Below are 16721 nucleotides of genomic sequence, written 5' to 3' on the forward strand. Positions count from 1 at the left end.
TATGGCCAAACAGAAGAAACGCATAGATTTGCTGTTGGTAGAAAAAGGTTTGTTTGCATCACGAGAGCAGGCTCGCCGCTCGATCATGGCTGGATTGGTATTTGTTGATCAGAACCGCATCACCAAACCGGGAACTGCTGTTGATATTGATGCAGAGATAGAGGTTAAGGGAGCTATGCATCCTTTTGTCAGCAGAGGAGGTCTGAAACTGGCCAAGGCTCTCGAAGTATTTAATGTTGATGTTTCGGGTTTAACCGCGATTGATGTCGGCGCATCCACCGGGGGATTTACCGATTGTCTGCTGCAGAATGGAGCAGCCAAAGTTTTTGCTGTTGATGTGGGTTACGGCCAGCTGGACTGGAAGCTGAGAAACGATCCCCGCGTAATTGTGATGGAGCGCACAAATATTCGCTACGTTAAGCCGGAGGATATTGGAGAAGATCTAGATTTGGCCGTAATCGATGTCGCTTTTATCTCACTTACTAAGTTTTTCACCAATCTTTTAGATCTGCTGAAAGAGGATGGGGAAATCATTGCCCTCATCAAGCCGCAGTTTGAAGTAGGTCGTGAACTGGTAGGCAGAAAAGGGGTAGTGCGTGATTTCAATATCCATCAAGAACTTCTGCTCAATCTCACAAGAGAACTTCAGGAAGCCGGAGCAGGACTTGTAAATCTAGATTATTCGCCGATTCGCGGTCCTGAAGGGAATATCGAATATTTGGCGTATTTTTCTAAATGCAGTCCAATTATTGACAGCTCAGATCTGGTGCTGAAAACTTTAGCAACGGTGCAGAGTGATCCGAACTTATAGTTCTGTTGGAGGTGGAGAGGCTGGTTAAAATTGGCATTATGCCCCATACTGGTAAGAAATTAGCTTTGAGGTTGGCTCAAAATGTGATTGCCTGTCTTGAAGCTAGAGACATTACTCCATGGATTGAACCTAAGGCTGCCAAGATCATTGGTCGTGTAGATTTATCCCCACCGGATGCGGGTTTAGGGGATCTGGATGTGCTGTTGGTTCTAGGAGGCGATGGAACACTGCTGCGGGCAGCTCGTGATGCCGCTCAGCATGACCTACCTTTACTAGGTGTGAACGTGGGACATTTAGGGTTTTTGACTGAGCTGGAAACAGACCATTTAGAAGTGGCTCTGGCAGCTTTGATCAACAAGGAGTATAAGATTGAGGAAAGAATGCTGATCTCGAGCCGGGTTATCCGCAATCACCAAGTGGTAGCCGCTTATCATGCACTCAATGATGCCGTCATTGCTCGAGGTACTTTCGCCCGCATTATTCAGCTCCAGACTTTTGTAGATGAACAGCCGGTAGTGGATTATCAGGCTGATGGACTTATTATTGCTACTCCGACCGGGTCTACTGCGTATTCACTGTCAGCAGGAGGACCCATTGTAGAGCCGCAGTTAGAATGCCTGATTATTACTCCCATTTGCCCTCATACATTAGCTGCCCGCTCAGTGGTAGTTAGTGATGATTCCGTTGTCAAAGTATTTGTAGAGGCAAGCCATAAGGATATGATGCTTACCATCGATGGCCAAATTGGATTTCCACTCCAGAGCCGTGATGTGATTGAGGTAGTTAAAGCGGATATGAAAGCTAAATTCGTGAAACTGCACGGGCGCAATTTTTTCACAATTCTTAACAGCCGGCTGAAAACCATCACAACAAGAAAGGAATACGAGACCAGTGAAAGGTAGACGACAAGAATATCTTCTTCAGCTCATCAAAACCAAAGACATCGAAACTCAGGAAGAATTGATGGGTTACCTGCACGATGCCGGTTTTGTCGTTACCCAAGCCACCGTTTCCCGGGATATCAAGGAGCTGAGACTGGCCAAGGTACCGGATGGAAAAGGCGGTTATAAATATGCGCTGCCTCAGGGAACGGTGAAAGGCGATTTAAACCGCCGGGCGCGCCGGGTATTTGAGGATTATGTCCGAGGGATTGACTTCAGCGGTAACATTCTGGTTGTGAAGACCTATCCCGGTGGAGCAAACGCGGTAGCTGCAGTGCTCGATGAGCTGGAATGGGATGGGGTAGTTGCTACGCTTGCAGGTGATGATGTCATTCTGTTGGTGGTGCGCGATGATGCCGAGGTACACTTAAAGCGGCCAAAAGGTGTTGCCGGAAAACTCTATAAACAGCTGGAAGATTTGCTTTATGGACACTGAGGTGACTTAATGTGTTAAGAGAACTGCAGATCAGTGACTTTGCCTTAATTGATAGCTTGCAATTATCGTTTTACTCAGGATTCAGCGTGCTGACAGGAGAAACAGGCGCAGGAAAGTCGATCATTATTGACGCCCTCAGCTTGCTGCTCGGTGCACGGGCATCTATAGAGATGATCCGCACCGGGTGCGAAAAGGCTGTAATCGAGGGAGTATTTGAAGCGCCCGAAACTGCGTTTACACTGCTAAATGAGTGGGGAATCGAATCGGATAATACCGAGTTAATTATCAGTAGGGAGATTCACCGCAGCGGCCGCAACCGCTGCCGGCTGAACGGAACGCTGGTAACTGTGAATCAATTAGCGCAGTTGGGCAGATTATTAGTCGATATTTTAGGACAGCATGATCACCAAAGTTTGCTGGATGTATCGCGCCATCTAGAGATTCTCGATGATTTTGGCGATGATGAACACAGACACCTCAAGAGTACTGTGCGTGAGCTCTACAGCAGATATGAGCAGGTAAAACGGGAACGAATTAGGCTCCAGACTCAAGAACGGGACAGGTTGGCCCGCATTGATTTATTGCAGTTTCAGCTTGAAGAAATCACACAAGCGAATCTCAGGGTTGGGGAAGAAGACGAATTAGAGAAACAGCAGCAGCGGCTGGCCAACATCGAAAGAATCACAACAACCGCTGAGAGTGTTTATGCCAGGCTGCAGGAGCAGCTGCCTGATCAGCCTCCTCTTTACGATCTTTTAGCCCAGACTATCAGCGATTTAACGTCTCTAACTCGGTATGATCAGGAGATTACACCTATTACTGAGCTGTTCAACCAAGCATTAGTGCAGCTGGAAGAAGCTTCCCGGGATCTGCGGCAGTATATCGAGGGATTCGAGCGCGATCCCCAGGCGTTGGAGCAGATCGAGACTCGCTTGAGCTTAATTAGAACACTGAAACGCAAATATGGTGAAAACGAGCAGGCCATCTTAGACTATGGAGAAGAAATCAGGCAGGAGCTGGAAACGCTTCTATCCAGCGAGATCACAATTGAGAAGTTAAAACAGGAAGAAGATGAGCTTTACAGCACGTTGACAGATCTTGCTAGACAGCTTACCGAGAAGAGACGCCAGTGCGCTGAGAAAATGGAGAAACAGATCGAAGCGCATCTAGCTGATCTGAACATGGAACGGACTAAATTTGTTGTAGATATTACGCCCGCAGATTTGAATGAGACCGGAGTTGACTCAGTTGAATTCAAATTGTCACCCAATCTTGGGGAAGAGATCAAGCCATTGGCCAAAATCGCCTCGGGGGGCGAAATGTCCCGGATTATGCTGGCTCTCAAGAACAGTCTGGTTCAGGTAGAGCAGATTCCGGCTTTGGTGTTCGATGAAGTTGATACTGGAATCGGTGGACGAACTGCGCTTAAAGTTGCCGAAAAGCTCCGCAGTCTTAGTGGGCAGTTTCAAGTCTTTGCGGTTACCCATCTGCCGATAGTGGCCAGCTTTGCCCAACACCATTATTATGTGGAAAAACAAGAGCATTATGGCAGAACTAAGGTTAAAGTTACTCTGCTTGATCGGGATGGCAGAGTCAGCGAGCTGGTGAGGATGCTGGGAGGTCAGGCTGATCAGTCTGCCACAAAAGCTCACGCGGAAGAGCTGTTAAAACAGGCTAATACCAGCTAGTTCCTAATATATAACTTGACAAACCCGGGTACGATACTCTCAGACTATGCTGTGAGGGGAGTATTCGGGTGTGAAGAAATCGTACTATTTACTGCTGCTGCCTGGACTGGTAATGCTTGGATTATTGGTATCACCTGTGTTAGCATCTTGGGCGGGGATTCCTGGTGAGATCAGGCTGTTCCAGGGAACGGAGTTTTCTCTAACTGCTCACCTGCCGTTCCGCTTCATTGATGGTGATGGATTGGATGTGACCGGTCCCAAAGGAGAGTTTTTTCTCAGAGCCGATCAGGTGGGCAAGCAGTACTTTCAGGTGAGGCTCTTCGGGTTTATCCCGATTCGCGAAATGGTGGTAGATGTCGTTCCAGAAGTGGAGGTATTTCCCGGAGGCCACTCCATCGGTGTTTTGGTTAAGCCAATCGGTTTAGTAATCAGCAGAATCGTTCCGGTTCGAGGTTTGGATGGCAGGGAGTATTATCCCGCCGCAGAAGCAGGATTAGAACCGGGCGATTTAATTATCTCCATCGGCGGCCGGAAAGTTACCAGTCCAGAGCAGGTGGGGCAGATTGTTAATGAGCTGGCACCTCAGGATTCACAGCTCCCGTTGGTGGTTCAGCGCCATGATGTTCAACTGGAGACAGTGATTACTCCAGTTCTGTCAATGCAGGAAGACATTAGTGGAAATCCGCGCCAAGTTTACCTGCTGGGAGTTTTTTTGGAAGACCCGGCCAGCGGAGTGGGAACACTCACATTTTTTGACAAAAACACCGGTAAATACGGCGCCCTGGGGCACACTATCACTGACAGTTTAGGCCGCAGCCTGGAGATTACAGATGGCAGTATTGTGTCGGCCAGCATTGAAAGCATCAAGCAGGGATTTAAAGGTTTGCCTGGAGAAAAACTCGGTGTTTTTATTGATCAGGCAGTTATGGGTTCAATCGACAAGAATTCCAAGTTTGGTATTTTTGGCAGATTATCAGAACAACTTGAGAACCCATACTTTAATAATCCAATTCCTATTGCCCTGAATCATGAAGTCAAGGTCGGCCCAGCAAAGATTTATACCGTAGTGAACCGAGATGAGATTCAAGAGTTTGATATTGAGATCACGAGAGTTTACCATCAATCGAAGCCGGATGATAAGGGGATGGTGATACGGGTGGTTGATCCGGAGCTGCTGCAAAAAACGGGAGGTATTATCCAGGGTATGAGCGGCAGTCCGATCGTCCAGGACGGCAAGTTAGTCGGTGCAATTACCCATGTCTTTGTGAATGATCCCCGCATGGGGTACGGTGGTTTTATTGAATGGATGATTTATGAGTCAGGGATTGGCGGTGAAACTCCAACGCTCGCCAGCGAACCCTATCCGTTTTTCGGGTCGGGTTCTTTTTTTATGCAGGAATAGATGATTTTGCTAGCGAAGTTTAGCTGCAGGTGGTTATGGATGTGGAGGTGCCGGCTTTGATTAAAGTTGTGATCGGCGATGCAAATCCAAAATACCTCGAGCTGATCAGCCGTGAGCTTAAGCATGAGCTAGAAATCGCGGTGATCGGTACAGCATCTAATCCTAATGATCTTTCAAAGCTGGTGAGTCAGTACCAGCCCGATATTGTTGTCATGGATTTCATGGATATTATTGACCAGGGTACTGCGGTTGTTCGTCAGATCATGAAGAAACAGCCCTTAACGCAGGTATTGGTTATTTCTGAGATTGAAGATGACCAGTTTGTGGAGCAGCTGCTCAAATTAGGGGTCGCCTATTATATGATCAAACCTTTCCGCATGCCGGATTTGATCGAGCGGATTAAATACATCCACCATAACTATGGAAATATGTTTAATCTTTTCTATATTAGGGAACGCCGATTGATTCAGCAGTTTTTAGTCAGCTGTTTTGCCGAGCTCGGCATACCGCCGAATTATAAGGGACACCGCTATCTCATTGATGCAATCTTGTTGGTCAGCCAGGATGATTCCTGGCTGAATGGGATAACCAAAAGGCTTTATCCAGCCGTCGCTCGGGGGAATCATACTACTGCCAGCCATGTAGAGAGATCGATCCGCTATGCAATCGATACCGCTTGGGCTAAAGGTGATCTGGAGCATCTTCAAAAATTTTTTCCTTATGCGATCGATCCTGCTAAGGGCAAGCCGACAAACGCGGCATTTATCGCCAAAATGGCAGATCTTATAAAGATCCGGTTTTCTGGATGATGACTAAACCACAGGCTAATAGCTAATATTAAGAAGGACGAAGAGGATAATCTTCGTCCTTTCCAGTTATTAGTAGGAGTGGAGTCACTTGCTGTATAAGGGGAAAGTTCGGCTCGGTCAAAAAACTAAAGAGCTAGTTAAGGAGCTTAAACCTCGGGAAATAGCAGTTATCAATCACAACGATTTAGATGCGGTGGGAGCCATGCAGCTCGCAGATTCAGGAGTTGCAGTAGTGCTGAACGCAGCCGATTCTATTACCGGTCGCTATCCCAACTTAGGACCTGAGCTGCTGCTTGAGCGTGGGGTAGCGCTGATTGATCGGATCGGAGAAGAGATTTTTAAACAGCTTCATGATGGCGATCTGGTCCAGGTTGATGGCGAAAAGATTTATCGCGGTAGCCGCTTGATAGCCCGCGGTCGATTGGTTACCCCCGAAATAGTCTGCACCTTGATGGAAGAAGCAAGGAAAAATATCGATTCTGAAGTGTCTAAGTTTGTAGACAACACAATTGAGTATATGCAGAAAGAAAAACAGCTGATGCTGACCAACCTTACTATTCCCAAAGTAAGGACGGTGATCAAGGATCAGCATGTAGTGGTGGTTGTGCGGGGTATCAATTACCGCGATGATCTGCGGGCGATCGGACCATATATCGAAGAAATGGGTCCGGTTTTAATTGGCGTAGATGGGGGAGCGGATGCGCTTTTAGAGTTCGGGCATGTACCAGACTTGATCATTGGCGATATGGACAGTGTCAGCGACGAGACGTTAAAATGCGGAGCAGAAATTCTTGTTCATGGTTACCAGGATGGCAGATGTCCGGGAGCTCGGCGGTTAAGCGAACTGGGCGTGGGGTATAAGGTTTTTCCTGCTCCTGGTACCAGCGAAGATATTGCACTGCTTTTAGCCTATGAATTGGGAGCCCGGTTGATTGTCGCAGTCGGACTGCATTCGAACTTGATAGACTTTTTAGAAAAAGGACGGCCAGGTATGGCCTCTACTTTTTTGACAAGAATGAAGATCGGTTCGATCTTGGTCGATGCCAAAGGTGTCAGCCAGCTCTATCAGGGAAAATCCGGTATGCTCCACGTTCCGCTGTTGATCGCAGCCTTGGTCCCTATTCTGCTAACTGTGCTTTTGGCGACATCATGGCGGGATTTGTTCAGGCTGTTGTGGTTGGAGTTGAGGCTGTTTATAGGAGGATTATTTTAATGCACATCGGCTTCCGGTATCATATCGCAACATTAGTAGCAGTATTCTTTAGTTTGTTTTTGGGAATTGTAGTGGGCAGCATCCTATTCCAAGATGATTTATTAGTGCAGGAGCAGAACAGCATTATCAATGAACTAGAGCAGCGTTTTAAGGATCTAGAGCTGCGAACAAAAGAAATGCAGACTAATTTAAAGCAGGTAGAGATCAAAGAGCAGCTCTTCGCTGAAGGATGGGGTTTGATCCGCTCCACCCTGATTGGTGACCAGCTGCAGGGACGCGAGATAGTTTTGCTTTACGATCAGGCGGATGAGCCAGCGCTCGAGCGGCTGACGAGACTACTAGAAGAAGCTGGAGCTCATGTTTGCGGCAGTTATGCCTGGCCGAATCATCTGGATGAAGTCAGGTCGCTGTTTGAGCAAATAATGTCTGCAGAGCCGGAGCAGCCTGCCGCAGTGATTTGGACCAATGCTCCTTTGACAGAAACAGCTCGGCAAGGGATTGAATGGATTCACCAATTAGGCTGGCAGATCAGTGTTCTGCAGCCGTATAACTCAAAGGTGCATCTAGCTGGAATAGCAGAAAAGGCGCTGGTGATTGAGATGGGCGATACATTTTTGGGCGAGCTGGCGGTAGTTAGAGGTCTCAAGGCTGGCTTAACCGGTGTCTACGGTCACAGCAGTGAAGCTGTTGGTTTAATTCCAATGGTTGAGATGGAGCTGGCAGAATGAAAGTTACAGCGCTAATTCCCGCGTACAATGAGGCGGATCGGATCGGGGAAACACTTCAAGCAGTTCTTAAGCTGGATATGGTAGACCAAATTGTAGTAATTGACGATGGCTCCACCGATGGTACAACCGCTGTGGTTAAAGATTATCCTGTTGAGTTAATTAAGCTGGATAGGAACCGGGGAAAAGGGGGAGCGCTTAATGCTGGCTGGCAGAGATATCGTTCTGAGATCTATCTGCTGCTGGACGCGGATCTAAAGTCTAGTGCGATCTATGCGCAAGATCTACTTGCTCCAGTGCTGGAAAAAGCAGCAGATATGACTATTGCTAACTTTGCTGTTAATCAAACGGGTGGAGCTGGGAAGATGGGTTTTGGAACTGCTAAGCTGATAGCAAGATATGGGATCTGGTGCCTTACTGGTCATAAATTTGCCAGTCCGCTGTCAGGGCAGCGCGCAGTACGGCGGGAGGTCTTGGAGGATTGCGGTGGATTTGCCTCAGGATTCGGAGTTGAAGCAGCTCTAACAATTAGAGCACTGCGGTTGGGTTATCGAGTCGTAGAAGTCGATCTGCCTATGACGCACCGGGCTACAGGCCGTAATCTTGCAGGTTTTTGCCACCGGGGCAGGCAGCTCGCAGCTGTAGTCAGAGAATTATACAAAGCCTGGAGGAATCAGTAGGTGCTGTGGCTGATTTTGTTGAACGTGGGTGTTTATGTCAGCACGTTTTATTTAATGCCGGTGTTGATTGAAATGATTAGACCCCGCCAAAGCGCTCTAAATTATCAAAACCGAGAAGTTCCGGTGGGATTAGGGCTGGTGTTCAGCCTTACTGTCGTGCCGAGCCTGATAATTGGTTTGATCGTTGGGCTGTTATCCATTCGTCAGGGAGGCATAGCAATCATAACTATCCTCAGTTTTGGTTTGCTGGGTTTAATTGATGATACCCTGGGCAGCCGGGAAGCGCGGGGATTTAGGGGACATTTCCGCGCTCTCAGGAATGGATATTTGACTACTGGAGCTTTAAAAGCCGGTTTTGGCTTTGTTATTGCGGTTTTAACTGCAGTTGTTGCCGCCGGTGGGGTGGTAAATATAACACTTAATGCGTTAAATATTGCTTTATGTGCTAATCTCGCTAATCTCTTGGATGTCCGGCCTGGTAGAGCCGGCAAGTTTTACCTTTTTTCTGTATTAGTATTCGGTTTAGTAGGGCATTTAAATCCATTTCTTTTGTTAACAGCTGTCAGTGCTGCTGCATATCTTCCTTGGGACCTCAACGCGGAGGTAATGATGGGTGATGTCGGCTCGAATGTATTAGGAGCGGTAATCGGCTTAACTGTAATGGAGTTTTCGGTTGCAGGAAAAGCTGCCGTATTGTTCTTCCTGGTGATTGTGCATTTCTACGCTGAACGGAGATCGCTTACAGATTTGATTGAAAAAACGCCTTTCCTCAACTATTTGGACCTAATCGGCCGCAAAAAGGTATAAACCGATTTATGTAGAATAATTAACTCACCCCTGCTTGCGGAGGTGAGTTTTTTGAATTACGACCGCAATTTTTTTCTGCCTACGGGTCCCCTTTCTCAACTAGAAGGCTACGAATATCGCGAGCAGCAGCAGAAAATGGCTGATCAAGTTATGAATATTCTTACTGATGGTCACATCGGTTTAATAGAGGCCGGTACCGGTACCGGCAAATCCCTAGCGTATCTGTATCCTTCCATCTGCTTTGCTAAATCTAAAGGTGAGAAGGTTGTAATTTCCACTAATACGATTAATTTGCAGGAGCAGCTGTTGGAAAAAGATATCCCGGTCCTGTTTAAACTAGGAACGAGATTTAAAGCTGTCGTTGTTAAAGGCTGGAGTAACTATCCCTGCTGGCTGAGGATTAAGGATCTCCAGGAACAGCTAGAGGATGAAAAAGACAGTCAAGAGCTAGCTGAGTTGGAGAAGCTGCTTGAGCAGGAGTCTGTATCTGAGGTTACCAAGCTGTTTGAAAGCACAGCTGCGGACATAAAGGAGCAGATTCAAGCCGAATCAGATTTATGTCTCCGCGGTAAATGCAGTTACTTCAATCAATGTCCGGTGTTTATCAACCGCCGCCAGGCTGAAACTGCAGATATTGTGATTGTGAATCATCACCTGCTGCTGGCAGATGTTGCTGTTCGCCAAGCAGTGGGCTGGGAAGAAAACGCAGTCCTGCCCGTGTACTATCATCTGGTACTTGATGAAGCCCACCATATTGAAGATATCGCTACCGATTATTTTGGGGTACAGCTGTCACTGCTCCGCATTCGGCGGCTGTTGGGGTTTTTATACCGTCCGTACGGCAAAAACCGCGGACTTCTGGCCGGATTGCGGCAAAATTTATCCCGCTATCCTTCCGAGGAAGGCGATGATCTTCTCGAGATTCTGGACTGGCAGCTGCTTCCCCAGCTGAGGATGGTTGACGAAGCAGCTGTCAAATATTTTGCTGTTCTTGAAGAGGAACTGTTTCAAGACAGAGATGATTCTGATACAGTTCTCATTCCTTACAGCGGTCTGGAACAGGGAGCACTGCTGGAGAGCTACGATCGGTTTTTCACCTCGCTGGTGACTTTAAAAACTCAGCTGGAAAACTTGATTTCGCTGCTGGAACCAGATGAGGGTGATAAACTTACGCCTTATTTAAAAAGAATCGAAGCGGTAATCGCTGATTTGGAGTTCTTGATGGAAGCGGCAGATAGAGGCTTTGTTTACTGGCTGAAAAAGCAGCAGAGACAGCACGGCTGTGTTCTGCAGGCAGCTCCCATCCAAGTTGGAGAACAGCTCCGGGAGCATCTGCTCTTTCAAGTTAAGTCAGCGATTTTTACCAGCGCAACCCTGACTGTTAATAATGATTTTAAGTATTTTTGCGATAGTATCGGAATTGGGCACAGTGAAAACTGGGACTTAAATACAGCGATTTACGCTTCCCCTTTTGATTATCAGAACCAGGTTTATCTTGCGGTTGCCAGGGATATGCCTTCCGCTGAGCATCCTGATTTTGCAGCAGTATTGGTAGAGCATCTTGATCCACTGTTGGCAGTTACCCAAGGCCGCGCGTTCATTTTATTTACTTCTTATGCGATGCTGCGGAAAACAGCGCAGCTTGTGCGGGAGCACGGCTTGGATCAGAAGTATAACTTTTTAGTGCAGGGCGAAATGCCGCGGACAGAAATGCTCGATCGTTTCCGCGATGAAGCAAAAACAGTTCTGCTGGGAACAGATAGTTTTTGGGAAGGTGTGGATGTGGCGGGGGATGCCCTATCAACTGTGATTATTACCAAGCTGCCCTTTAAAGTCCCCACCGAACCGATTGCCGCAGCCCGCAGCGAGCAGATGCGCTTGAACGGCATTAATCCGTTTTTAAATTACTTTTTACCACAGGCAGTTTTAAAATTTCGTCAGGGATGCGGGCGGCTGATCCGCACCAAGACTGATCGAGGATTAATCTTAATCTGTGATAAGCGCATCATGGAACGCAGTTATGGAAAGTTTTTCATTCAGTCACTGCCTGCTTGTTCCGTTCATTATGATAAATTGCAAGCTATTGAGCAGGAGGTTAAGTTATGGTTTTAATAATTGCTCTGATCATCTTTCTGATGACCTTTTCAGCACCGGCACAGGTTGCCGAGCAGGTATACATTGTTCAGCCGGGAGATACACTTTCTGAAATTGCCCAGGAGTATAATTTAGATTGGCGCTATCTCGCTGAATTCAATAATATTAACGATCCCAAGCGGATGCGTGCCGGGATGAGGCTCCGCATACCCAGCCGAGTATATGTGGTGGATTTCACCCCGGAGGAGCGGGATTTGTTGGCTCGGCTGATCCATGCGGAGGCCAGAGGTGAGTCGCTTGAAGGACAGATCGCTGTGGGAGCGGTGGTAATAAACCGGGTAAAAAGCGATAAGTTCCCGAATACAATCACCGAGGTGATTTACCAGAAGGGTCAGTTCAGCCCAATTTCCATGGGAACCATGCCGAAGGTTCCTCAGGATTCTGCCATAGAAGCTGCAGAAAGGGCTCTGGCAGGTGAGGATCCCACTGGGGGAGCGCTGTTCTTTTATAATCCGAAAACCACAGCAGCGCCTGATTTTTGGAAGACCAGACCGGTTATCAAGCGAATAGGCAATCATAACTTTGCAATTTGAGGCAGATACTTGTTATTTGCCTCTTTTTTTTTGAATAAGAATACATGAGGAGGGGATTCGAGATGCGAGTAGTGGTTTTTAAGCTCAACTTCGCTCATGTATTGGTGGCCGCGGTGGCGCTGCTTTTGGTTTTCAGTGTGTATCATGAAACCGTTATGCCAGCGATCACTCATGTAATCAATGTAGCAGCCAACAGGCTGGTTCCAATCTATGCTGTAAATACTGAGGCTAAGAAGGTAGCAATTTCTTTTGACGCAACTTGGGGAACCGATCTAACTGATCAAATCTTGGATATTCTGCGGGAACATAATATTAAAACAACCTTTTTCTTAGCTGGCTATTGGGTTGACAAATACCCTGAGTACGTGGTGCGCATTGCCGAAGAAGGGCATGAAATCGGCAACCACAGCTATTCCCATCCCCATATGAACAATCTCAGCTTTGATCAAGTTGTAACTGAATTAGAGCGCAACCATGCTATGATTTACGACTTAACCGGGCAGAACTCTTTCCTTTTCCGTCCACCTTTCGGAGAGTACTCGAATACCGTGATCAAAGCCGCTGACTCTTTAGGCTACTATACCATTCAATGGTCAGTAGACTCCCTGGATTGGAAGAATACAACCTCTGACCAGATCTACCAGCGGGTGATGAGTCAGATCAAACCTGGCGCTATCGTTCTCTTTCACAATGCTGCTGTGGGTACACCTGACGCAATCCGCAGGATTATTCCTGATCTGAAGTCTCAGGGATACGAAATTGTCCCCATTTCTGAGCTGATCTATCGGGAAAACTACTATATAGATAACAACGGCATCCAGCACCTGCGGAAGGGAGAGTAGCTAAATGGCGGGAAAGACTTGGTTTTCACTGGTGATAACTAAACGAACGCTGATTATTGGCGCTGTTTGTCTGCTGGTTATTGCCTTAGCCGCAACTGGTTCTAGTGTTTACAATCTGGTGCGGCGGCGGATTCATGGAGTTAAGCCAGGAGTGATGATCGCCGGTTATGATGTGGGTGGAATGCTGGAAGCGGAATTATATGATGCGTTGGTCAAAATCAGTGAAAATGAGATGGTCGAAGCGAGAAATGCCAGCTACGACTGGAATCGGGATGTGATTAATCCGGAGCAGGTCGGCCAGATCATTGATATTAATGCGACCATGAGTTTAATCATGCAGGCAGCTGCGCACACACCGGTAGAGTTTGTTACAGTCCCAGTAATACCTTCGATAACACAGGCCAACTTTGCACCTTACTATCGGGGACCCGCCGATAGACCTTGGGTCAGCCTGATGGTGAACGTTGACTGGGGGAATGAGTATATACCGACCATGCTGGAAACATTCAAACGATATAATGTGACTACCAGCTGGTTCTTAACTGGGACTTGGGCTGAGAAGTTCCCAGATCTGGCTGCTGAGATATCGGCAGCTGGTCATGAGATCGGCAATCACGGTGGATGGCACGGAATGCCGAGTCAAATGAATCAGGATCAGGTGCGGGATCTGATTCTGACCGGAGAAGAAAAAATCATGGATGCGACAGGGCAAAAGCCGATGCTGTTTGCTCCTCCTGCCGGTGATTTTAACAAGCAGACTGTGGCAGTTGCAGCAGAACTGGGGTATAAAACCATTCTTTGGACCCTTGACACGATTGACTGGGAGCGCCCCGCACCTACTGTTATAATTGATCGGGTGGTAAGCCGCATTCAAAACGGTGCCTTTGTCCTGATGCATCCTACAGAACCAACCGCTCAAGCCCTGCCGCTGATTATTGAGCAGCTGCAGCAGCGCGGCTATTCAATCGTTCCGGTTTCTCAGATTCTCAACCAATAAAAAAGAGTTCCCCGCCAGGAACTCTTTTATTTCAGTGTATCATTGATAACATTCCAGATGCCGGAATCCTCTTGACCTAAACGCCACAGTGCTATACCATTTAACTGATATTGATTCACCAGTTCTAGTTTGTACTTAATGCTGTAGCGATTCTCAAACCAGACTTGGCGGTTGTTTCCGTAGGTGAAATACGGTACCTTGTCTTCACCCTGCCAGCGGATGCTTGCGCTGTTAGCGGCAGCCAGCTGCATGGTTTGGTCATAGGTGAGAGCGTCTGCCATCCCGGACTGCGGCCAGTCATAACCATAATTAGGAATACCCAGGATGATTTTTTCTGCCGGAACTTGGCTGACAGCAAATTTAATCACATCTTCAACCCATTTTATCGAAGCGATCGGTCCCGGAGGTCCGGCCCGATAATGCTGGTCATATGCCATTATTACGAGCTGATCAACATGCTTTCCTAATGCAGCGTAATCATAGGCTCCGGAGAAGTTGTTGTTCGGATTATCTGCCGTTTTTGCTGGAACAGCCATGGTAACTTTCAGACCTTCGGCATGAAGAGCTTCGCTCAGCTCAGCTACAAATTCAGTCAGAGCTTGGCGATCAGCAGCTGGAACATTTTCTAGGTCTAGATTGATACCGGTCATGCCCCAGTTAACTAAAGCTGTTTTTATTTCATTAACTGCGCGGATTCTGGCTGCTTGGTTGTTCAACAGCGCGCTGACTACTTTGGGATCGAAACTGCCATTAAACAGGTTGTGCACTAAAGCATAGGTTTCTACTTCTCGATTTCCGGAAAACATCAGCACCTGGGCTAGAGTTTTCGCATCAAAGTCGGCATTTAGTTTTCCGTAGCTGTCTAAACCCCAGCTCCAAGGAGCAATCGCCGTGAGATAGTTGCTGTTTTGGATCAAGCTGTTGTATGAGGACGAACCTAGAAGATAGTAGCCAAGAACTGTTTTGCCGTGAGGTTTTACCTGCGGTTTACTTGGTACAATATTAATTAAATAGTCAGCAACCCAACCAATTCGTCCATCAGTAAGTTTGACTTCATACCAGCCATCCTGCAGGTCTAATATGACTGCGGTTTCACCCTGCTTAAGCGAAGTTAGGGCAGAATGCTGCGTACCTGGTCCGGTGCGAATGGTTACAATGTCACCGACTATTTCCCCCTGCTGTCCGATCACCGCGGAAGCGGTAATATTTCCTGGTGTTAGAGCGGGGGAATCTGGAGCGCCGCCTCCCAGAATGCTGGTAATATAAAATAAGAGAGTTAAGACGGGGATTAGGATATTTTGATTCATGAATTTTCCTCCTCTCTGCCGAAATTAATAGCAATAATAATCAATACCATATTACCATGTTCTGCGATCCTAACACAAAGACAAATAGTGTATGCACTGGTGTTATTTAGAACATTTCATGGGTAAGGGAGAAAGCAATGTACGAGAAAACAATACTGCCATCCGGCATTCGTATCGTATCAGAATACATTCCTGATGTTAGATCAGTTACACTGGGTGTTTGGTTTGAAGTCGGAAGCAGGAATGAATTGGGAGATCAGCAGGGCTACAGCCACTTTATTGAGCACATTGTCTTTAAAGGCAGTGCCAAATACAGCGCTCGCACGATAGCGGAATTAATTGACGGTGTTGGAGGGTACCTAAATGCCTTCACTAGCCGTGAATATACCTGCTATTATGCGAGTGTTTTAGACCAGGACTTTCCTTTAGCCGCTGATATTCTGAAAGAAATGCTGCTGAACCCGCTTTTTGCCGCGGAAGAAATTGAACGGGAGAGGCAGGTTATTCTTGAAGAGATTAAAGCAAGTCAGGATCTGCCGGAAGATCAAGTCCACGAGCTCTTTTATGAGCTGCTTTGGCCTGAGCATCCCCTGGGCAGGTCGATTTTAGGAACTGAGAGCAGCATCTCTCAGGTAACGCAAGAAGACTTGATTGCTTATTACCGCCAGCACTACACCCCCGATCAGGTAGTGATTGCTGCGGCTGGAAACATAGAGCATCAGGCTTTGGTTGATCAATTTGCTCGGGAATTTGATGCGCTAAATCAGAATCTGCGTAAGGCGGATATCTGTTTGGCGAAGCCCACTCCAACCCACAGCCAAATTTATACGGTGGCGAAGGACCTTGAGCAGGTCCATATCTGCTGTGGTGGATCGGGATTGAATCGTTCAGATCCAAATCTGGAAACTCTTCGTCTGCTGGATACCTTGGTTGGTGGAGGTATGAGCTCCCGTTTATTTCAGGAACTGAGGGAAAACCGCGGCATGGTCTACAATGTTTATTCAGATTATGCACTATATCGAGATGCCGGAGAATTTCTGATTTACGCCGCTTGTTCACCAAGCGCCTACAGGCAGGTAATCGAAGTAATTCGCCAGGAGGTAGAGCTATTAGCGCTGGAACCCATCTCTGAAGCTGAACTGAAGCGGATTAAAGGTCAGGCAAAGGGCAGTCTGGTTTTAGCATTAGAAAGTACCATGAACCGCATGGTAAAACTTGCCAAAGATGAGTTTAACCACAGACGGATTGTTCCGGTTGATGAAACTCTGGCTTTAATCGATCAGCTCTCGAGCTTAGACCTGCATTCTCTCGCTCAAACGGTGCTTGATGTGAATCGCTGGAATTTAGTGGTGCTTGGTCCGGTATAGCTTCATCTT

The 16721-nt window shown here is 47.2% G+C and carries 16 protein-coding genes; 15 read left to right on the forward strand and 1 reads right to left on the reverse strand.

The genetic code is table 11. From position 1 onward, the window contains the following. Position 1 precedes the first annotated feature (1 nt). From GX019_06855 to GX019_06920, 14 genes are all read left to right on the forward strand, one after another. Entirely contained in the window at positions 2-811 is an 810-nt protein-coding gene (locus GX019_06855; protein HHT36881.1) for a TlyA family RNA methyltransferase, read from the forward strand. A gap of 5 nt (positions 812-816) precedes the next feature. Next, complete coding sequence (locus GX019_06860) at positions 817-1713, forward strand: NAD(+)/NADH kinase (protein HHT36882.1); 897 nt, start codon at positions 817-819, stop codon at positions 1711-1713. Beyond that, complete coding sequence (gene argR / locus GX019_06865; GenBank protein ID HHT36883.1) at positions 1703-2188, forward strand: arginine repressor; 486 nt, start codon at positions 1703-1705, stop codon at positions 2186-2188. The genes GX019_06860 and argR overlap by 11 nt, the downstream gene beginning before the upstream one ends. Positions 2189-2199: 11 nt before the next feature. Continuing rightward, positions 2200-3876 (forward strand): DNA repair protein RecN, encoded by a 1677-nt coding sequence (gene recN, locus GX019_06870; protein HHT36884.1) that lies wholly within the window; start codon positions 2200-2202, stop codon positions 3874-3876. Between the two features lie 70 nt (positions 3877-3946). Beyond that, positions 3947-5278: a SpoIVB peptidase gene (gene spoIVB / locus GX019_06875; GenBank protein ID HHT36885.1), complete on the forward strand. Its 1332-nt coding sequence runs from the start codon at positions 3947-3949 to the stop codon at positions 5276-5278. A 41-nt stretch (positions 5279-5319) separates the two neighbouring features. After that, the gene (locus GX019_06880; protein HHT36886.1) at positions 5320-6087 is read left to right on the forward strand and encodes a response regulator; all 768 of its coding nucleotides are present in this window, start codon (positions 5320-5322) and stop codon (positions 6085-6087) included. 88 nt (positions 6088-6175) lie between these two features. After that, entirely contained in the window at positions 6176-7300 is a 1125-nt protein-coding gene (locus GX019_06885) for a hypothetical protein (GenBank protein ID HHT36887.1), read from the forward strand. Then, on the forward strand, positions 7300-8028 hold the full coding sequence (locus GX019_06890; GenBank protein ID HHT36888.1) for a copper transporter: 729 nt from the start codon (positions 7300-7302) through the stop codon (positions 8026-8028). Before GX019_06885 ends, GX019_06890 begins: the two co-directional genes overlap by 1 nt. After that, entirely contained in the window at positions 8025-8705 is a 681-nt protein-coding gene (locus GX019_06895; protein HHT36889.1) for a glycosyltransferase, read from the forward strand. Before GX019_06890 ends, GX019_06895 begins: the two co-directional genes overlap by 4 nt. After that, positions 8706-9512, forward strand: a complete 807-nt coding sequence (locus GX019_06900) for a hypothetical protein (protein HHT36890.1) — start codon at positions 8706-8708, stop codon at positions 9510-9512. A 51-nt stretch (positions 9513-9563) separates the two neighbouring features. Beyond that, positions 9564-11624 carry a DEAD/DEAH box helicase family protein gene (locus GX019_06905; protein HHT36891.1) on the forward strand — a complete coding sequence of 687 codons (2061 nt, stop codon included), beginning with the start codon at positions 9564-9566 and terminating at the stop codon, positions 11622-11624. Next, positions 11615-12199 (forward strand): LysM peptidoglycan-binding domain-containing protein, encoded by a 585-nt coding sequence (locus GX019_06910; protein HHT36892.1) that lies wholly within the window; start codon positions 11615-11617, stop codon positions 12197-12199. Before GX019_06905 ends, GX019_06910 begins: the two co-directional genes overlap by 10 nt. A gap of 44 nt (positions 12200-12243) precedes the next feature. After that, complete coding sequence (locus tag GX019_06915) at positions 12244-13041, forward strand: polysaccharide deacetylase family protein (protein ID HHT36893.1); 798 nt, start codon at positions 12244-12246, stop codon at positions 13039-13041. A gap of 4 nt (positions 13042-13045) precedes the next feature. Next, positions 13046-14038, forward strand: coding sequence for a polysaccharide deacetylase family protein (locus GX019_06920; GenBank protein ID HHT36894.1), 993 nt, complete (start codon positions 13046-13048; stop codon positions 14036-14038). A 26-nt stretch (positions 14039-14064) separates the two neighbouring features. Here the strand turns inward: GX019_06920 and GX019_06925 are convergent, their stop codons facing one another. Next, on the reverse strand, positions 14065-15345 hold the full coding sequence (locus tag GX019_06925) for an SH3 domain-containing protein (GenBank protein HHT36895.1): 1281 nt from the start codon (positions 15343-15345) through the stop codon (positions 14065-14067). A 137-nt stretch (positions 15346-15482) separates the two neighbouring features. Between GX019_06925 and GX019_06930 the strand changes: the two genes are divergently transcribed. Beyond that, positions 15483-16712 (forward strand): insulinase family protein, encoded by a 1230-nt coding sequence (locus tag GX019_06930; GenBank protein HHT36896.1) that lies wholly within the window; start codon positions 15483-15485, stop codon positions 16710-16712. Positions 16713-16721 lie beyond the last annotated feature (9 nt).

The sequence above is a fragment of the Bacillota bacterium genome, from assembly GCA_012837335.1.
Classification (GTDB): Bacteria; Bacillota; Limnochordia; order Darwinibacteriales; family DTU012; genus DTU012.